At 68.0% G+C, this 18,126-nt stretch carries 18 protein-coding genes; 16 read left to right on the top strand and 2 right to left on the bottom strand.

The window, feature by feature from the left end; genetic code table 11:
* Positions 1–2 precede the first annotated feature (2 nt).
* The gene (locus tag D7D52_RS34895) at positions 3–1,028 is read right to left on the bottom strand and encodes a hypothetical protein (protein ID WP_246023516.1); all 1,026 of its coding nucleotides are present in this window, start codon (positions 1,026–1,028) and stop codon (positions 3–5) included.
* Between the two features lie 259 nt (positions 1,029–1,287).
* Complete coding sequence (locus D7D52_RS34890) at positions 1,288–1,791, bottom strand: helix-turn-helix domain-containing protein (protein ID WP_162958781.1); 504 nt, start codon at positions 1,789–1,791, stop codon at positions 1,288–1,290.
* 306 nt (positions 1,792–2,097) lie between these two features.
* On the opposite strand from D7D52_RS34890, the gene D7D52_RS34885 reads away from it, so the two are divergent.
* From D7D52_RS34885 to D7D52_RS34815, 16 genes are all read left to right on the top strand, one after another.
* On the top strand, positions 2,098–3,903 hold the full coding sequence (locus D7D52_RS34885) for a type IV secretory system conjugative DNA transfer family protein (RefSeq protein WP_120743241.1): 1,806 nt from the start codon (positions 2,098–2,100) through the stop codon (positions 3,901–3,903).
* A gap of 50 nt (positions 3,904–3,953) precedes the next feature.
* A complete protein-coding gene (locus tag D7D52_RS34880) occupies positions 3,954–5,012 on the top strand; it encodes a hypothetical protein (RefSeq protein ID WP_120743240.1) in 1,059 nt (352 codons plus the stop codon).
* 201 nt (positions 5,013–5,213) lie between these two features.
* A complete protein-coding gene (locus D7D52_RS34875) occupies positions 5,214–5,741 on the top strand; it encodes a DUF8176 domain-containing protein (protein WP_162958780.1) in 528 nt (175 codons plus the stop codon).
* Positions 5,742–5,755: 14 nt separating this feature from the next.
* Entirely contained in the window at positions 5,756–6,430 is a 675-nt protein-coding gene (locus tag D7D52_RS38325) for a hypothetical protein (RefSeq protein ID WP_162958779.1), read from the top strand.
* Positions 6,427–8,349, top strand: coding sequence for a cutinase family protein (locus tag D7D52_RS34870; protein ID WP_162958778.1), 1,923 nt, complete (start codon positions 6,427–6,429; stop codon positions 8,347–8,349). The genes D7D52_RS38325 and D7D52_RS34870 overlap by 4 nt, the downstream gene beginning before the upstream one ends.
* Positions 8,346–9,080, top strand: coding sequence for a hypothetical protein (locus D7D52_RS34865; RefSeq protein ID WP_120743237.1), 735 nt, complete (start codon positions 8,346–8,348; stop codon positions 9,078–9,080). Before D7D52_RS34870 ends, D7D52_RS34865 begins: the two co-directional genes overlap by 4 nt.
* A complete protein-coding gene (locus tag D7D52_RS34860) occupies positions 9,077–9,364 on the top strand; it encodes a hypothetical protein (protein ID WP_120743236.1) in 288 nt (95 codons plus the stop codon). Before D7D52_RS34865 ends, D7D52_RS34860 begins: the two co-directional genes overlap by 4 nt.
* On the top strand, positions 9,361–9,555 hold the full coding sequence (locus tag D7D52_RS34855; RefSeq protein WP_120743235.1) for a hypothetical protein: 195 nt from the start codon (positions 9,361–9,363) through the stop codon (positions 9,553–9,555). Before D7D52_RS34860 ends, D7D52_RS34855 begins: the two co-directional genes overlap by 4 nt.
* Positions 9,552–9,803, top strand: a complete 252-nt coding sequence (locus tag D7D52_RS34850) for a hypothetical protein (RefSeq protein WP_120743234.1) — start codon at positions 9,552–9,554, stop codon at positions 9,801–9,803. The genes D7D52_RS34855 and D7D52_RS34850 overlap by 4 nt, the downstream gene beginning before the upstream one ends.
* 13 nt (positions 9,804–9,816) lie before the next feature.
* Positions 9,817–10,410, top strand: coding sequence for a DUF8175 domain-containg protein (locus D7D52_RS34845; protein WP_120743233.1), 594 nt, complete (start codon positions 9,817–9,819; stop codon positions 10,408–10,410).
* 83 nt (positions 10,411–10,493) lie between these two features.
* Entirely contained in the window at positions 10,494–11,297 is an 804-nt protein-coding gene (locus D7D52_RS34840) for a DUF8175 domain-containg protein (protein WP_120743232.1), read from the top strand.
* Between the two features lie 20 nt (positions 11,298–11,317).
* Positions 11,318–13,033 (top strand): hypothetical protein, encoded by a 1,716-nt coding sequence (locus tag D7D52_RS34835; protein WP_162958777.1) that lies wholly within the window; start codon positions 11,318–11,320, stop codon positions 13,031–13,033.
* 40 nt (positions 13,034–13,073) lie between these two features.
* Entirely contained in the window at positions 13,074–14,549 is a 1,476-nt protein-coding gene (locus tag D7D52_RS34830) for an SCO6880 family protein (protein WP_162958776.1), read from the top strand.
* A gap of 86 nt (positions 14,550–14,635) precedes the next feature.
* Positions 14,636–16,351, top strand: coding sequence for a hypothetical protein (locus tag D7D52_RS34825; protein ID WP_120743229.1), 1,716 nt, complete (start codon positions 14,636–14,638; stop codon positions 16,349–16,351).
* 3 nt (positions 16,352–16,354) lie between these two features.
* Positions 16,355–17,929 (top strand): peptidoglycan DD-metalloendopeptidase family protein, encoded by a 1,575-nt coding sequence (locus tag D7D52_RS34820; protein WP_120743228.1) that lies wholly within the window; start codon positions 16,355–16,357, stop codon positions 17,927–17,929.
* Entirely contained in the window at positions 17,926–18,117 is a 192-nt protein-coding gene (locus D7D52_RS34815; RefSeq protein WP_120743227.1) for a hypothetical protein, read from the top strand. The genes D7D52_RS34820 and D7D52_RS34815 overlap by 4 nt, the downstream gene beginning before the upstream one ends.
* The last annotated feature ends 9 nt before the right edge of the window (positions 18,118–18,126 follow it).

Genomic DNA, 18,126 nt, shown 5'->3' with positions numbered 1-18,126 from the left:
GTTCAGGCCGCCGCCGTGTCTTCGGTCAGAAGGATGATTGCAACCGGGTCGCCGTGCTTCTCCTGTGCGGAGTGCAGCGCGAATTTCGTTGCGGTGAAAGGCTGTCCGTCGATGGTGACCGCCTGTTCCACGCCATCACCGGAATCGGGCGAACCGAGGTGATCGAGGTCTACTTGCTCGAGTACCTGCGAGATCCGCGCTTCGCCGAGGGGAGCCAGCCGCCCCACGGTGGTGAGCGGGATACGGTTCTTCTTCTCGACCAGCAGCATTGTGGCCTTGGTGAATCGCACCAGTGACGTGATGTTCGATTCGAAGTCCTTGCGTTCCTTCAGGACCATGGTCAGGCCGTAGAGGGTGCGCGCGCCCTCATCGGAGACGCGCAGGCGGCAGCTGGACCACATGTGCGTCCACGGATCGGCGGTGCGCAGCGACCAATACGAGTCGATCAACAGCCCGTCATCGCCGGTCAGAGCGTCGTAGTAGCCCCCGCACATGCCCCAGGCATCCTCCGGGCACAGGAACGTGAACAGGAATTGCACGTGCCGTTCTTCGCCCGCCTCGCGGCCGTCGCCGATCAGGCTCGGATCATCACCGCTGGTCCGGGTGGTCATGGCCGCCATGTCCAGCACCCAGCCGTTATAGGTCGGGCGGTCCTTGGTCGGCGGGGTGTTCGCAATCCAGCAGATCAGCCCGATAGGTGTTCCGTCGGAACCGTCGATCTGGTGCGTTTCGACGTGCAGCCCCGGAATTGCGGGAAGTTCCCTGCCCTCGAGCTTGGCCGCCACGATGGCGGTAACGACCTGTTCGCCCTTGTGGTCGTATCCGAGTTTCTGACGCACACGGGCCAGCGGCCGCGCCACCCGTTCGCCCGCGAAGCTGTGCACGAAGACTTCCCCGCCCAGCTGCGTACCGATGATGTCTATCCCGATCCATTCCCCTGGAAGAGCCATGCCAGCCAGCATAAGCGCCCCCCGAACTGGTCGTTTGTGTGGCGTATGCCGCTGGATAGCCACTGTGATGGCGGACACAGTTATAGCCAAAAAACCCGCTTTGCCGGGCATATGTTGCCCTGCTATCGTCGGCCTTGCGGTTGGCGTTTTACGCCAAGGTGCGTACGCCCGGTCGGTGAACTTTCCCAGCCGGAAGCAGTCGGCCCGCCACGGTGGTGGGTCTGCTTTCGGTTGCGTAGAAGTTGGAGACCAGGCGTTGAGTATCACTCTTTCCCACATCCACAGCCCCGGCGGAGCATTCCGCGCGGGGCTAAAGGCATGTGCCGCAACGGAAGTGCTACGAGGGTGCGCCCGCGTCCCGGTATCGGGTGTTGTGGTGGGCCTGTTCGACCTGTTCGGCGCTCACGCCCAGCGCGGCCGCCAGCTTCGGAATGTGGTGGGGCATCAACCGGGCGTTACCGCCCTCGAGGGCCTGCACGACGCTGGTCGGCAGGCCCGCAGCCTTGCCGAGTTCCGGCTGAGTCAGCAGCGCCCGAATGCGCAGGTCGGACAGCATCGGGTGTTCCCGGTCGAACTCGTAGACATCTTCAACGCCGGTCACCGGCAAGCCGCGGGCCCGCTGCTCTTTGGCGAGCACGGCGAGCAGCTGGCGGAGTCGATCAACGGAGGGGGACGTAGTTCCGGAGATCCAGTTGCCGAGGGTCTGGCGCGATACATCGGCCAGGCGCGCGAGCGTCGGGACCGAAAGCCCGGTGTCCTCTATGGCGGCCCCGAGTCGATCGGGGTCGAAGCCGCGCAGGATGCGACGGCTCACCTTGCGTCTCGCTTCATGGGCAGACACGATGCCCTACCTCCTCAATTGATCACACGTCTTGACTGTATAGCTTGACGGTATAGATTGGACACCGCAACGACAGCACAAGGGGAGCCGCACACCGAGAAAGAGAGATCCGCCCGGTCAACCGGGCATCCATAAGCGTCTTCCCCCGGGCAGCCACCCAGGGGAAGACGAGAGAAGTTCCTCCGGCAATGCGGCAGCCACCGCGCCGGAGGAAAAGCAGAACCACTTACAAGGGGAGTCCTGCATGTCCAGGGTAGATCCTTCGCTGTCGCTTTACCTGCTGACCTTCGGCCGGCGGGGGAAGCGATGACGAATCCACTTACCGCCGCCGGGGCGAACAAGACCGCCAAAAACGGCGAACCACCGGCCGCAATCGCGGTCGGCGCGCTCGGCCTGGTCGTCGCCGCAGCAGCCGCACCGGGCCTGATTCCGCTGTGCATCGGGTTCGCCATCGGCAACCGCGGATACGCCGCCTCGAAGCACCGCCGATTCTGGCTGTGGCTCACGCCCGAACGCTGGCCGCTCATGGTCGCGTCCGGCCTGTCGTTCGCCCTGGTCGTAGGGTTCACCGTCTCGGCGATGGTCCGCATGACCCACAACGCGGCCCCGGTCGAGCTGTGGTCATGGCTGGTCGCGTCGGCCGCCGTGGGCGCGGTTGGGGCGCCGGGCGCGTTCCTCATCGGCCGCCGCCTGCTGCGCCGCGAACTCATCGAAGGCCGCGCCCGCGATGTCCTGGTGAACGCCCAATCCATCGTGGCGATGACCGAGGCCGACGACGAGCAGGTAGCCCGCTCTGTCGGCGTCTCGCTCAACGAGGACACCGTAGGACTGTCGGTAGTCGATCCGGTCCGCGTGATGACTGCGCCGATTCCCGTCGAGATCGGCAAGGACGTTCGCTACGGCGTCGGCATCCTCATGCCCGACGATTCGATGACCGACCGCCGCCGGTCGGCGCAGTTCACCGCCGCGAACTGCGATCTGCTTCTAGTGCCCGCATCCGCCGGTCAGCAGCGCATTCAGGTGTTCGCCGGGTCCGGTGTCGGTAAGACCGAGTTCCTGGCGGGCATCCACGCGGCCCAGAACCGCATGGGCATGACCACGGTTCTTATCGACCTGAAGGGCATTGCCGAGGACGCCGAGCGGTTCGCCGCCGATGCCCGCGCCCAGCGCGATTACGTCGGCGCGGAACAGCTGGTCAGGGTCGAACGCGGCGGGTGGGATTTCTTCGACACCACCCGCGATGAGCTGCTTGACCGGCTGATGTTCATCGCGCCCAAGACGCAGAGCACCGACTACTACACCAAGCGGTTGCGTCGCGTGCTCGACATCATCATTGACGGGCGCGGTACCAAACCGCTGGTCAAGTCGCTGGATGAGCTGACCGAGCGCCTGGCCGATCCGGTGGCCCATCTCGGCGCGCAGCTGGCCGGGCCGATCACCGAGGCCGACCGCCACGGCGACACCGAGGCCAAGAGCGTGGCCCAGGACGTAGAAGCGATGTTCGCGCCGCTGCGCCGCCTGCTGCCGAAAACCGGTGAGGGATGGAGCTTTACGAAGCTCCCACAGGGTTCGGCGACCATCGTTTCCCTGCTCCCGGTACGTCCGGCGGAACGCCTCCTAGCCAATCTCATGCTGCGCGATCTGCGCGAGCTACTGGCCCAGCGCTCCGAGCAGAGCAAAGCCGGAACGACGCTGCACCCGCTTGCCGTGACCATTGACGAGTTCCCGCAAATGGTGGAGCCCGAGACCGACGCTGCCGACGAGGCCGTTCGGATCTTCGAGACCGCCCGCGCCGCCGATGTGGGTCTGATCCTGGCCGGTCAGACCGTCGAAGGCTTCAGCCTCGATAAGGAGATGCAGCGCCGGATGCTCGGTGCGGGAACCGCCGTCGTGCTGGGCCGCTCCGCGCTGCCCGACACCGTGACCGAATCCGCCGGTACCCGCGTGCAGCTCGAGGCCGCAGGCGACCCCTACGGCCACGGCATCAACTCCGCCCGCGCTCAGCACACATTCGCCGTCAGCCCGCAGCAGGTTCGCCAGCTGCACACCGGCCTGTTCTACCTCGTCCACGAGGGCGCGGTGGCCCGGTTCATGGCCTTCCGAACCATATGACCCCCGATCCAACTGTCTCGATTTCTGTTGTCCAAGAAGGGAACTAGGAAATGTACAAGAAGATCGCAACGGCGAGCGTCGGCGCAGCGTGCACGGTGTGCATGGTCGCCGGAGTCGCCACCGCGGACCCGGTGACGCCGAGCCCGCAGGTACCGCGTACCAGCCCCTCACCGCAGGCTACCCAGCCCGCGCCGCCGCCGGTGGAACAGACCACCCCCGGCCTGAACACGCTGCCGCAGGCCCCGCCCGCGACCGTGTGGCGTCAGACCCCGCCGTCCAACGGTGGAGGCACGAACAACGGTGGCGGGCAGAACGTTTCGCCCGAGACCCCGGCCGCGCCGCCCACGCTCGAACCGGTGATCCTGCCGCCCACATCGCCGGATCTGCTCGGTTCGGGTATCGCCACGATCCCCCGCCCGGACTTCGTTCCGCGCGATGTCGCCGACTGGGCTAACCGCTGGTTGGACTACGGCAATTCGGTGGTGAACAACGTCTACACCTCCGCCGGAATGCCGGAGGATCAGGCATCGCGCGCGGCCGCCGGTACCACCAGCGGCGCGGCCGCCGGTGTCGTCATCGGCGGCACCACGGGCGCGGTGGTGGTCGGCGTGCCCGCCGCCGTGGTCGGAGCGCTCGCGGGCGGCACCATCGGCGGAATCGCCGGTGCCGCCGCAGGAGTCGCCGAAACGGTCGCGTCGGCAGGGATCTTGCTACCGGCCGGTGTCACGACGGGAATCGCCGGTACCGCGATCGGTGCGGCCATCGGCGCGGCCGCCGTCGGCGGGGCGGGTGCCGTGCTGGGCGGTGCCACCGGGGCCGTGATCGGCGGTGCGATCGGCGGTGTTGCCGGTGCTGCCCTGTCGGGCGGGCCCGGCAACCCGGTGATGCCGTCCGATCCGCTGCCGCCGGAGATCAAGCCCGAGGCCGCGCCGGTCGCGGCCCCGATTCCCGCGCCGATGCCCGAGCAGCCCGCCGCAACGTTCGATGTCGCGGCCGCTACCGCCGGTGTCAACGCATGGGCTCAGCAGCAGGCCGACCAGGTTCGCGACCAGATCACCGCCGCCGTTCCGGGGCTGGCGGGCCTGCTGCCGGGCGTCCCGGCCGTCTAGTTCGATTCGAGGGGAGGGGCCGCAGTGGTCCAAGAATCTGATCGGTGGCGGCAGTGGCTCGAAAACGCTGCCGTCCCTGCACCTACCAGCACCGACACACGCCGTCGCAAACTGCGTCGGCCCACGCCGAACACCAGCAAGGCAACCCCGGCGGCGAAGGGAGCCCGTCAGGGCCCCGGCCGCCGGGTGCTGGTGGGCGGTGTGGCCGCAATCGCCGTGGTCACCGCCGTAGGCGTGGTGGTGGGCCTGTCGAACCGCTCCGGCGGAACCAACAGCGCCCACCCCTACAAGATCGTGACCACTGCGCCCGCGACCGGCCCGAATTCGGCCACGTCCACCACGAACACCCCGCCGGCCTTTTGCACCCCTGGCCGGGTCGGCGGGGCCCTGGTGAGCAACACCGGCGGCGACCGCGCCACTGGTGAGGGCGCGATTGCCGAGTACGAGTACCGGTATTTCGCCCGGCGAGATCCGGCCGCCGTCATGGAGGTCACCGACAACGGGCCTGGCGTCCCCGGCCCGGCGCAGGTGGCCGACGGCATCGCGTCCGTTCCCGCAAACGCGCAGTGGTGCGTGTCGGTCACCCCGGCCGGTGAGAACCGATTCGAAACCTCAGTTCGCTACCAGCCCAACCAAACAGCCGCGCCCGTGTCCTGGCTCATGGTCATCACCGTGGCCCCCGGCGACGGCGGTTTCCGAGTCGTCCGCATCGAAGACAAACCCGCCTAGGAAGGCCACCCCTCATGACCACCAGCGCCACATGGGCCACCATCACCGAGGCCGTCACCGCCGACGCCGAGCAGCTGAAGGCGATGACCACACACGCCCAGCTGTACGGGTGGGCAAAAGACCACGGGTTCAACGGAACCCAGTTCTCCGCCGTCAAGCACGAGTTCCGCAAGATCGGCGTGGACTACGACGCGATTCGCGAGCAGGTCACCCGCCAGCGGCTCTCCGAGCTGAACGCCGACGCCGCCGAAGGCGTGCCCGTCATCCGCCTGTCGGCCGCCGGTGCCGACGCGGTGAACTCCTACGCGGTGTGCGACGCCGAGGGCACCGTGTTGTGGTACGGCACGTTCCACGATCGAGACCGCCACTACCACAAGGGAAATCAGGTCAGCGCCGACCTGTCCGCCGCGAGCAAGGCCATCTTTCTGGCGTCGAAGGCGCGCACAGCGGCCAAGGCCGAGCTTGCCCGGCTGCACCTCACCTTGACCAATCCGCACGTCGATACCGCGTACCTCATCCGCGAGGCAACCGCGTGGCGGCTGCTGCTGGATATCGAGATCAACGACGATCCGGCCAACCCGCCCGCCGCCGTCGAATGGTGCGAGACCCCCGGATTCCAGGACTGGAAAGAGGCCGATCTCTCCGCGCTGGTCGAGGGCCAGGCCGCCACCGACGAGGCGCACGCATGAGAGCGGGCGCGGTGCGTTCCACCGCTCTGACCGGCATCTGCGCGGCCATCGCCGCCGCCACCGTCGTGGCCGTCGCCCCGTCGGCGGCCGCCGACGACGCCGCGAGCACCTGCCCGGATATCCACGTGCTCGCCGTGGCAGGCACCACCGAAACCAGCGTGGACGCCCCCAGCGACGACGACAAAGGCGAACTGTCGGCCGCCGTCCTGCCGGTGATCAACGCCGCCGAGGCCGAGGGCCTGCGCGTCGAGCGGACCTACATCGCCTACCCGGCCGATTTCGGGTACCAGGGCCTCTCGACCGCGTACAAGACCAGCGTGACCGACGGCTACAACCGGCTCACACAGGTGGCCTCGCGCGTGCTGTACCAGTGCCCCACAACGAAACTCGTGCTGCTGGGCTACTCGCAGGGCGGACACGTCGTGTCGATGCTGGCCCAGCAGATCGGGGCCGGGAAAGCGGGCACCATCACCGCGGGCGATATCGCCTTGGTCGCCACATTCGGCGATCCGACGCGCAGCGACAATGCCACCCTGTTCCCCGGCCGGTCCGGGCAGGTGGGCCCGGACCCGTGGCCGGGCACCGACAAGAAGACCAAGCCGAGCGCAACGAAGTTCCCCGACCTCTACAGCTCCCCGAAGGGCCAAGGCATCGGCCCGTCGCGTGACATCGCCTCGAGCTTCGGCCTTTTGGACGGCCGGGTAGCGCAGTGGTGCCTAGACGGCGATCTGTCGTGCTCCGCGCCCAAGTCCATCAGCCTGGCGAAGGTCGCGCTTCAGATCGCGGGGCAAAGCTCCCTCGATTTCACGCACGACCCGTTCGGCGTGGTCACGTCGCTGGCGGCGGCGACCGCCAACACCCTGGGAACCGGCCTGGCCACGTTCATGACCAACGACGTGAAGGGCAAGAACCTTTCGGACGTGTATTTCGACGGCAACGCCTCGATTTCCCAGCGCCTCGAGTCCGCCGCCGACCCGCGCAACGCCGACACCCAAACCAATCCCCTTGTCGGCCTGCTGAAGACGGGCCAGATGCTCATGTCGTCCATGACGACGTTCATCGGGTCGGTGTTCAACACCGGCACCCTGTCGAGCCTGATCAACGCCGGGGTGTCCATCGCCAGCAGCGCCGCGACCGGCGCGGCCACCAACGCCGCCCAAAGCGCCCTGCTGGGCCCGGAAGTCGCGCTAGCGGCAGCCGGCACGGGCGCGCTCACCGGTGCCGCCAGCGCCGCGCCCGGCCTGCTGTCCTCGCTGATTTCGGTGGTGGGCAACACCGCCACGGCCGCGCTGAACATCATTCCGCCGCAGTCCGCCGAGAAGAAGGTGAGCAGCATCTTTGACTTGCTCATCAACGAGGTGAAGGCGAACGCGGATCTGCCGCAGGTGCTTTTGGACTCGCGGCTGTGGAACCAGCAGGCCACCCACGGCGGCTACCGCACGGCCCGCGTGAGCACCGACGGTTCCACGCCGCTGGACATCACCGCGGATTGGATCATCGCCGCCGCACGGGATCTGAAGAAGGCCGCCGACAAGGAAGCCGCGAAGAAGAACCCGCCCACCACCACCGCGAAGGCCACCACCGTGACCAGCACGAGCGCCAAGCCCGCGCCGGTGGTGAACGCCCGCTACGAGCGCGACAAGGACGGCAACATCATCAATCCGGTTGGGGCGCCGGAGCTTAAGAGCAATCCCAAGACCGACACCCCCGGCGACGTGCGGTTGACCACCAACGGCCAGCCCCAGCCCCCGGCCCCGACCAAGACCACGGCCCTGGTGTGGCTTGCCGACGGTGCCGATTCCATCGCCGCCCGCGTGGTCGCCACCGACCCCGCCAGCCCGGCCGGAGCCCTGCTGCACATCGGTTCCCCGGTGCTCATCGCCGCGCCCGCCCAGGTCAAGGAGGTCAGCAAGCAATGACCAGCATCATTCGCCGCAAGGACGAACCCGTAGTTCGGCCCGTCATCGAGCCCGAACCGCTGCCCGAGGACCAGGACGACGACGAGGGCCAGGCCCCCGCCGACACCGCGCCCGCCGCCGACGCGGACAGCGCCGCCGCAGTGCTGGGCCCGAGCCTGATCAAGACCACCGGCCAGAAACAGGCCGCCGCGGATTCCGGCGCGGCCGCCGACCCCGAGCCCGACGCCGACCCCGAGCCCATGCCGCCGCTGTTTCAGGTGATGGCCGCCGTGCCGGAGTCCGGAGCAACCACCCTGGCCGCGTGGTGCGGGTGCGCCGAAGAAGTGCCGCGAGATACGCGCTGGAGGCCCGAGGGCGGCCGCAGCCCGTATCTGGTGCTCACCGCGCCGAAAAGCCCTGACGGTGTGCGCGCCGCCCGCCAGCTGGCGGGCGCGCTCTCGCGCACCGTCGGCGGCGGGGCCCAGGTGGCGGCAATCGCTCTGCTCGAGGACCAGCCGCGCCCCACGCTGGCGCTGCGCGAGCTGATCGCGGCCGCCGAGCGGGCCGGTATCCCGATTCACACCCTGTCCCACGATCCGCGAATGCGGATGCCCGACGAGGACGAACAAGAGCGGCTGTGGACCCCGCAGAACGCCGAAAAGCCCGCCGTGCCGCCGGTTCTCGAAACCATCTACCGCCACGTCTACCACCACATCGCCGACGACATCGCCAAGAAGGAGAACAGCAGATGAGCCCCAACACCATGACCGCCGCCGCCGTCCTGGCGGTGAGCCAGCCGACCGCCGACGGCGGCCCGTTCGAACAGATCGCCTCGAAATTCCTCGGCCTGCTCTGGGCCTTCTCCGGATGGGTCGGCCTGGCCGCATTCCTCGGCGGCGCAGCCGTTTACGCCTATCAGAAGTGGACCATGCAGAACTCTTCAGTTCTGGGCTGGCTGGGCGGTGTGCTGCTGCTGATCGGGTGCGGCGCGATGGGCGCGACCATCATCAACTGGGCCATGGGTTCGGGCTCATGAGCACCATGGCCTACGCCGGGTTCGCGTGCTTCGTCGCGGCGGTGACCGTGCTTTCGCTCGGTCGCCGTCGCGGCGGGCCCGCCCTGGTGTTCATCCCCGCCGCCCTGTGCCTGATCGGATGCGGCCTGGTTCTCGCCGGTGGGCTGTTGCAGGCGTTCACGTTCGATCCAGTCGCCGGGGCGCGGCCATGACGACCGCGATCCTGGCCGAACAGCTCCCGTCCAACGTGCTTGACCCGCTGCTGCAACTCGGCGGCCAGCTCATCGGCCTGGCCGGATACTTCGCGCTCGGCGCGATGTTCCTCGCGATCATCCGGGGCTGTTACCGCTGGTGGGACGGTGCGAACACCATCGCCGAATTCTGGCGAGAACTGCTGGTCATCCTCCCGTGCGCCGCTATCGCGGCCCGAACCTTCGACATCGCCTCATGGCTGCACTGAAAGGACTCCCCCGATGCGTATGCGTACCCGAGTCGCCGCGCTGCTCGCTGTAGCCGTCGCGGCCCTGTCCGTGGCCGGATGCGGCGGCGGCAGCGACGCCGGAAAACCGTTGACCATCAGCACTTATCGCGGTGCGGATTGGGTCACCGACGGCACGGTGAAGCCGCCGGCCTCCCCCGGTCGAGGCGATCGCATCAAGTACCCGCAAACGATGGACGGCGCGGTGATGGCCGCCGCGGATTCTCAAACCCTGCTGGACACCGCCCCGGATGATGCGTTCGGCGCGATTGCTCGCGATTATTTCGCCGTCGGCAACGGGCTGACCGCCTACCTGGCCGCCCGCGCCAACGTCTCGATTACCGGCCAGCCCGACCCGTCGCGCCTGCCGCGCATCAAGGGCTTCCGGTTCACCGACTACAAGGACCTCGCGGCGACCGTCGAAATCGTCTTCGAGCAGCCGGACAAGTCCATCAACGGGTTGACCCGCCAACTGGTCTGGCTCAAAGACAGCTGGCTTATTCAGCTCCCCGACCCCAAGGACAACGCCGTAGTGATCAAGGCTTACACCGAGCTGCCCGGCGACTTGGAAGCCCTCCCCCAGAAGTAACCAGCACCAATTACGAGGCAAGCCAACGAAGTTGGCGCGGCAGCCCACACCAACCCCATCACTCGAAAGAAGGAGGCGCGGACATGAAGCGCAAGACCCTCGCCGCGTGCGCCGCAGCCCTGGCCGTCGCGGTCGGCATCACCACGTTCGCCGCGTGCAGCCGCAACGGCGGCGACGGGCCCGGCCCGACCCTGCCCGGCCAGTCCCCCGCTGCCGCGAAGTCGCTCAAGCAAACCCAATGGTTCTCCGAGAACTTCGGAACCCCCTTGGTGGCGACAACCAACGTGACCCCGAAGACCATCGAGCAGGCCAAGGACGTTCGCGGAACCGTGCTGCCGCAAGATAAATCGTCCCTGGACGGGCCGGTGATGTGGCAGCGCGTCAGGTGCGCGGCCTTGCCGTTCTCCACCACCGACGGCCCCACCAAGACCCGCGCGGACGGTATCTACGGCGGATACGCCCGCACGCCCTTGGGGGCTGCTCTGGCCATGGTCCAGATGACCAACTGGGCCGCAATCGCGGGTAGCAACGACGCGGTGCCGATGGTGATCGCGCCCGGCGACCGGGCCCGCCTCAGCCCACAGCTGCCCGCCTACGAGCGCAGCAAGAACCTGGACAACCCCGGTTGCCTTGCCGCGCAGAAGACCATCATCCGGCCGTCGCTGTGGAAGGCCGAGACGATCTCGGACACGGTGACCCGTGTCCAGGTCTGGTTTCCGCCCAAGCCAGGAGAGGCGCAAGGCGGCATCTTCGACTACTCCGTGATCTGGGCAGATGGCGACTGGTATCTGACCGAGCAGACCGCGAACGATGTCCTGGCCATCGGCGGCCGGATGCCACGGGCCGGGCAGTACAGCGCCGCGCCGGTCGGGTGGTCGCAATGGTGACCCTCCGCCGCATCCTGCCGGTGCTGGCGGCCGTGCTGCTCATGCTGGCGGCCCTGGCGGGCACCGCGGCCGCGCAGCCCACGACCACGACCCCGAGCGCTCCCCCGACCACCACGACCGCCCCGGCGACCACGACACCCGCACCGAGCACCAGCGCACCGGCGACGACGACCGCGCCGCCGACGACCAGCGCGCCCGCCGACACCGGCGATTCCTGCAACGGCGTCAAAGTGCTCGGGGCGTGCGTGCCCACCCTTGGCGGGATGCTGTCCTCAGCGGCCGGTGAAGCCGCGAAAGACACTGCCAGCTCGTTTCTTTCGACCGTGGTCGATTGGGTATTGGCGGGTTTCGTCTGGATCATGAAGTACGTCATCCAGTTGTTCATGGGCACGTCGGTTGATGTCAGCGGCACCCAGAGCGCCGTTCAGAAAATGTCCGACCTGACCAGCGATCTACAGACGATCGCGCTCGGTCTCGCCGGGCTCGGTGCCCTGATCATGGTCCTGTACCAGCGGGCCATGCTTTCCGGCGACAACGCCGCCCCCGAAGCTGTCGGCGGCCTGGTCCGATGGGCAATCGCGGGAGCGATGGCGGCCCCCGTCCTCATCGCCCTGTCGGGAGTCAGTGACGCCCTGGCCACCTGGATATTCACCAGCGCCGCCGGGCCCGAAGGCCCCACGAGGGTGGTCGATGCCCTGAACTCGGCCCTGTCGGGGCGAGACGCGAAGTTGAAGACCGAGGATGTCATCAGCCTGGCGCTGTGCATCCTGGGCCTGCTGGCCTACCTCGAATTGATGATTCAGCTTGTCTTGCAAAAGTTTTGGATCATCTACGCCGCCGTGGCCCTGCCGATCGCGGGCGCGTCCAGCCTCATGCCCGGCGGAAAAACGGTGTTCTGGGCCCTGACCCGCGCCGCCGTCGCCGCGCTGCTGTTCAAACCCATTGCGGCAATCGCGTTCGGCGTCGCGTTCATGCAGATCAGAAGCTTGGAATCCGGCGCGGATGTCATGGCCGCCGTAACCCTCATGGTCGCACCGGCATTCATCCTGCCTCTGCTCATGCAGATGATCGGCACGAACGTTTCCTACGCCGGAACCCCGATGCTGCGCGGCACCATCCGCAACGGCCGCGCCGGAATCGCAGCAGGTAAGAGCCTTGCCCAGACCGGCGGAAAGGGCGCAGGCGCGGCCCTGGGAGCCGCCGGAAGCGGATTGGCGGCCGCCGGCCGGGGAGCCTCGAAGGCCGTCCCGTTCATCGGCGCGATGGGCCGTGCGGCCGCGCAGACCCTCACCGGTCCGCCGCCGTCCCGCAGCTCCGGCGGAGCAGGCAGCGGCAACCGCACCACGGCGAACGCCAGCGGCAGCGGCACGGCACCCGCACCGAAGGGCAGCGCCCAGGGCGGATCCACCGGGCGCAGCACGGCCAGCAGCACCAACGCCGCCGCGAGCGGCAGCACCACCGCGGGCGGTACCACCGGCGGCCGCACGAGCGGCACGGCGGCCGCGCCGTCGAGCAGCAGCGCGGCCCGTACCGGGGCCAGCGCGGGCGGAAACAGCAAGGGCGGCCAGGGCGGACCGCCGACGCGCGAGAACAGCGGCCGCGCCCGCAACAGCACCCGCGCGGGAGCCAGCAGCAGCGCCACCGGCGACGGATCGGGAGAGCACAGCCCCCGGCCCGGCCGCAGCACCGCCAGCAGCAGCACCCCGCGCGATTCGGCATTCACCCGGATCACGTAGCCGCCCAGACTTCCCGACCACACGAAAGAGGTAGCCCACGATGGGATCTCAGAAATACGCCGGATGGCGCAAGCCAGAGAGCACGGGCCTTATCCCCGGCCTGTCCGCCGGAATGTCCATGGCCGCCGTCGGTGCCATGGCGCTGGCGATCGGTTCGGCCTACATCCTGAATTCGATGACCGGCGCGGCCGTCATTCTCGGTATCGCCGTGCTGCTCATCGGCCCGAGCATGATCCGCTTCCGGGGCACGTCGGCCGGTGACTACTTCATTGCCTGGCTGCGCAGCTGGCCGATTCGCCGCCGCATGGCGCACCGGTACCGCACCGGCCTGTTCGCCCAGGTTCCCGGCGGACATTCGCGCCTGCCCGGCCTGGCCTCCCCGATCATCCTGGACAGGTTGTTCGACCCGATGACCGGCGACGATATCGGCGCACTGGTGAACCCGATTCACCGCACCGTCACCATCGTCATGGACACCTCAGCCACCGGCCGCGCGACCCAGCCCGAGGCCACCACCAACGCGCAGGTGGCCGGATGGGGCGAATTCATCCGCCGCGCCGGTGAATTCGGCGACGTGGCCGGAATCGCCGTCATCACCGACACCGTGCCCGAGACCGGGGCCCGCTATGACGTGGAGATCACCAAGCGCCGCCACGAGGCCGCGCCCAGCCTGGCGCTGGAACTCATGGACGACCGCACCACCGAATTGGCTACCGATCGCATCCGCTACAGCCAGCGCATCGCCGTGACGTTCCGCTACTCCAGCGGCAATTTCCGCTCCGGCATCGAGTCGGTGGCCCGCCGCCTCGAGGAGCTGACCGACGCGGCCGCCGGGGCCGGGTTGTTCGCCACGTTCGCCAGCGTCGGCGAGATCATCGCCCACACGCACGCGGCGTTCAATCCGGCCGCCGGTCCGATGCTGGACGAGGCCATGGCGATGACCGGTGACCCCGGAATCCTCTGGGAAGACGCGGGCCCGACCTACCACGCCGACGAGCACAGCCACTACCTACACGACTCGGGCAAGTCATTCACGTTCCGTGCGTGGGACTTCCCCGTGCAGCCCATCGAAGACGACGTGTTGGCCCAGCTGCTCGCGCCGACCTACCGCGCCCCCTACAAGCGGGTGACCATGATCTACCGCCCCTACCGGCCCGCCGACGCCATCGAGACCACCGACGGCGATTACCGCGACGCATTCGCCGCCGTCCAGCGCCGCAAGCGCGGACTAGTCGATGCCCGCCAGCAGATGCGCTACGACGACATCGCCGCCACCCGTGAGGATCTGGCCGAAGGCCACGGCCTCACCCGCGTGGGCGTGCTGGTCACCGTGACCGTGCCCATCGGCGCATCCGGCGTCGATGAAACGGCGTTCATCCGCGCCGCCGGAATCGCCGCCAGCATCAAGTTCGCGCCCTGCTTCTCCGACCAGGCCGCCATGTTCCTGGCCGGGATGGGGATCGGTGTCTATCCGGACATGGACGAGACCGACGTGACAGACATCTTGTCCGCCTAACCAACGCAAACACCGCATTTCCACAGCTCACACCATCTTTTCAGCCATATGGCCACTAGGGGCCATATACCCGGAGGAGACCCGATATGACCGGCAGCCGCCTGTATCTCCCCCGCCGTGTGACCGCCCGGCAGGAGAACCACGCCCGTGGAGCCGACGGGGTGATGCTCGCCGATGAGGTGGCCTACCTGCGCGAGGCCATGCCCACGATGAGCATTGCAGGCAAGTTCAACGCCGCCCGCAAGCTACGCGCTCACGAGCTGGGGGTTTGGCGGGCCAGCTTCTCCGGCGGCCGCCAGCCCTGGCAGGCAGACCGCCGGCCAACTCCCCGCGGATTCATGGCCCCGTACGGCGGCTACATGAAAAAGCCCATGCCGATCCCCGAGATTCGCGGCACCACCAACCGCGTGTGCGGCCTGTATCCGTTTCCGCGCAGCACCGAATTCATCTCTCCCGGTTGGCCTATCGGCATCCAGGACGAGACCGGCGCACCGTTTTTCTACGATCAGATGGCGTGGTTCGACGCCGAACAGATTTCCGCGCCGGTCGGTCTCGTGTTGGGCCCCAACGGATTCGGTAAATCCACCCTGGCCCGTCAGCTCATCCTCGGCGGCCTGGCCAGCGGGCGGCATGTCATCTGCCCGGCCGACATCAAGCCCGATTTCCGGCGGCTGTGCGAACTGCTGAACAACGAGGAGACCGGCACCAAGGACGGCCAGATCATCGAGGTTGGCCCCGGTCACGGCGTGCTCAATCCCCTGGACCCCAGCGCCTACGCATGGGCCCTGCGCCGACTACCCGACGGGCACCACGCCGCCGCCGGGCTGGTCGCGGAGTTGCATCAGACCCAGTTGTTCAACGTCGAGGCCCTGATGTCGCTGCGCCGCCGCGCGCCGCTGGAAGACTTCGAATCCACCGCCATCAGCGCCGCCCTGGTCGAGCTGTACGCCGGTGGCCGGTTCTCACCGGCGCGGCCGCCGATCATCTCCGATCTGATCAGCCAGCTAGAAGACCCGACCGAGGACATGCGCTACGCCGTCGCCACGGCCAGCGCCGCGGATTTCGCGCACACCACGAACCGGCTTTTGCAGTCGCTCAAGAGCTTGACCGTCGGCATGTTCGGCGAGAGCTTCAACGGCCAGACCACAACCCGGCTGGATCTCACCGTCGCCATGGTCGATATCGACCTGTCCATCATCAACGTGCACAGCGGCCGCGACCTGCGCGCGGCAATTATCGCGCTCACCGGCATGGAGGCCCAAGCCGCCGTGTCGGCGCGAATGACCCTCGCTGACAACGGATTCGGCCGAAAGGCCGTCACCGATATTCACATGGACGAGCTTTCCCAGCTGCTCGACGTGGGCGGGTCGAGCCAGATCAAGACCTTGGACCGCATGACGCGCACCAACCGCACCGATGGCGTGTCGCTCATGACCTACACCCACACCGTCACCGACTTCACGAAGGTGTCCGGCGATGTCACCGAGCAGGGCAAGGCAACCGGGTTCATCTCCCGGTCCAAGGCCACGTTCACCGGCCCCATCAACGGCTACGAAATCGACGCCCAGGCCGGACTTATCGACTACACCGACCGCGAACGCGCCCGCCTGCTGTCCTGGACCTCAGCGCCGCCCCCGGCCCAGACCGGCCACCGCACCATGCCCCACCCCGGCAAGGGCCGATTCATCGCCAAATGGGGCGACGACCCCGACCGCCCAGGTTTGGCCTTCCGGACCTGGATATCACCCCTGGAGCGGGAACTAGGCATCCACGACACCAATACCGGCATGAAGACGGAATAGCCGATGTCCGTCGCTGTCCTTGTCCTGCTGCGCAATTGGCGCAAGATCCTGGCCGTCATTCTGCTGTTGCTGCTGCTACTCGCGCGCTGCGCCGGGTTGCAGCAGAACAACACCGCGTGCGGTCCCACCACTGGCCAAGCCGTGAACGGGCAATTCGCCTACCCGCTGGATAAGAGCGTGGAAGTGGGTTCGGGGTACCGCACCGCGGACCGGCCCGACCATCGCGGCGATGACTTCCCCGTCCCCGAGGGCAGCCCCATCTACGCCTTTGCCGACGGCACGGTGACCGCCGCCCAGGACACCGGGGTACAGGGCTTCAGCGCGTGGATTGTCATTTCCCACGTCATCGACGGCAAGCCCATGAGTACGGTCTACGGGCACATGAACCCCGGCGGGGTGCTGGTCAAGGTCGGCGATCAGGTCAAGGCCGGGCAGCTCATCGCCCGGTCCGGCAACTCCGGCCAAAGTTCGGGCCCGCACCTGCATTTCGAGATCTGGAACGGCGACCGGCTGAACGGCGGCACCGACACCGACCCCACCCCGTACCTGAAGGCCGCGCGCGAGGGCACCGGCGGCACCACCACGCCGGACGCCAATCAGCAAGTCACGGACACGAATACGGCCCGCGACCGCAACGCCGTGGCCGTCATCAGCACCGGCAAGAGCATGGGCGTATCGGATCAGGGAATCGTCATCGCCCTGGCCGTCGCGCTGGTCGAGGACGAACTACGCAACCGCGCAAGCGAAGCCGTACCCGAGTCGAAGAACTACCCGAATGACGGCGTAGCGCCCGGCGATCACGCATCCATCGGGATCATGCAGCAACAGGCGGATATGGGCTACGGCACCGTCGCCGAGATCATGCAGCCCGCCCACGCGGCCAGCGAGTTCTATAAGCGGCTCACCGCTTCCGGCGATTGGCAGTCCAAGGCGTTCACCGAGGCCGCCGCCGACGTGCAGCGCCCGAGAAGCGACCTGCGCGGGAAATACGGTGCCCGCGAGGCCGAGGCCCGCGAGCTGTTCACCCGGTTGCAGGGCGTAGCGCCCAGCGGCGCAACAGGCACGTGCAGTCCCAACGGAGGCACCCCAGGTCAGCCCGTAACACCCGGTGACCCTGGTAGCGGTGCGGCCGTTGTGGCGGCCGCCAGATCCCAAATCGGCCTGCCCTACGTCTGGGGCGGTGGCGACGCGAACGGGCCCACCGGCGGCGGATTCGACTGCTCCGGCCTCACTCTCTACGCCTACGCCAAGGCCACCAACGGCGCGGTGTCCTTGCCGCACTACACCGGCGACCCGAGCAACCCCGGCCAGATGGGACAAGGCCAACCCGTCGCGGATCTCAGCCAGGCCCAGGCCGGTGACCTGGTGTTCTTCGGTTCCGGCGGCAGCGCCCAACACGTCGGTGTCTATGCCGGCGGGGGCCGGATGATCCACGCCCCGACCGAGGGCCAAAAAATCCAGGACAGCCCCGTCTCAGACGGTGGAAATTTGATCGGCATCCGCCGGTACATCACCCAGAACAGCGGAAACGCCGCCCTCGCGGCCGCCGCACCGAACGGAGGAGGCCAGCAGCAATGACCACACGCACCCTCACCCGCGCCGAGTACGACGCCAAGGCCCGCGAGGGCTACGCCGGGCGAATCGACCGCGAGGACGAGGCCGCGGGCATCTGGCGGCAGATCTACCCCGATTGGGACGGCAAACGCTGGGCGATGGGGGCGGACACCGCAGGGCCCTATTTCGACCCGATCAACGTTCGCGACTGACCGGCATCC

This window comes from Nocardia yunnanensis (assembly GCF_003626895.1).
GTDB classification, from domain to species: domain Bacteria; phylum Actinomycetota; class Actinomycetes; order Mycobacteriales; family Mycobacteriaceae; genus Nocardia; species Nocardia yunnanensis.
This window is presented reverse-complemented; position numbering and strand designations above follow the sequence as displayed.

What these genes read in the sequence shown, in the direction of transcription:
- D7D52_RS34885 (WP_120743241.1), top strand. Translation starts at nt 2,098, where the DNA reads ATGACGAATCCACTTACCGCCGCCGGGGCGAACAAGACCGCCAAAAAC.
- D7D52_RS34880 (WP_120743240.1), top strand. Translation starts at nt 3,954, where the DNA reads ATGTACAAGAAGATCGCAACGGCGAGCGTCGGCGCAGCGTGCACGGTG.
- D7D52_RS38325 (WP_162958779.1), top strand. Translation starts at nt 5,756, where the DNA reads ATGACCACCAGCGCCACATGGGCCACCATCACCGAGGCCGTCACCGCC.
- D7D52_RS34870 (WP_162958778.1), top strand. Translation starts at nt 6,427, where the DNA reads ATGAGAGCGGGCGCGGTGCGTTCCACCGCTCTGACCGGCATCTGCGCG.
- D7D52_RS34865 (WP_120743237.1), top strand. Translation starts at nt 8,346, where the DNA reads ATGACCAGCATCATTCGCCGCAAGGACGAACCCGTAGTTCGGCCCGTC.
- D7D52_RS34860 (WP_120743236.1), top strand. Translation starts at nt 9,077, where the DNA reads ATGAGCCCCAACACCATGACCGCCGCCGCCGTCCTGGCGGTGAGCCAG.
- D7D52_RS34855 (WP_120743235.1), top strand. Translation starts at nt 9,361, where the DNA reads ATGAGCACCATGGCCTACGCCGGGTTCGCGTGCTTCGTCGCGGCGGTG.
- D7D52_RS34850 (WP_120743234.1), top strand. Translation starts at nt 9,552, where the DNA reads ATGACGACCGCGATCCTGGCCGAACAGCTCCCGTCCAACGTGCTTGAC.
- D7D52_RS34845 (WP_120743233.1), top strand. Translation starts at nt 9,817, where the DNA reads ATGCGTATGCGTACCCGAGTCGCCGCGCTGCTCGCTGTAGCCGTCGCG.
- D7D52_RS34840 (WP_120743232.1), top strand. Translation starts at nt 10,494, where the DNA reads ATGAAGCGCAAGACCCTCGCCGCGTGCGCCGCAGCCCTGGCCGTCGCG.
- D7D52_RS34830 (WP_162958776.1), top strand. Translation starts at nt 13,074, where the DNA reads ATGGGATCTCAGAAATACGCCGGATGGCGCAAGCCAGAGAGCACGGGC.
- D7D52_RS34825 (WP_120743229.1), top strand. Translation starts at nt 14,636, where the DNA reads ATGACCGGCAGCCGCCTGTATCTCCCCCGCCGTGTGACCGCCCGGCAG.
- D7D52_RS34820 (WP_120743228.1), top strand. Translation starts at nt 16,355, where the DNA reads ATGTCCGTCGCTGTCCTTGTCCTGCTGCGCAATTGGCGCAAGATCCTG.
- D7D52_RS34815 (WP_120743227.1), top strand. Translation starts at nt 17,926, where the DNA reads ATGACCACACGCACCCTCACCCGCGCCGAGTACGACGCCAAGGCCCGC.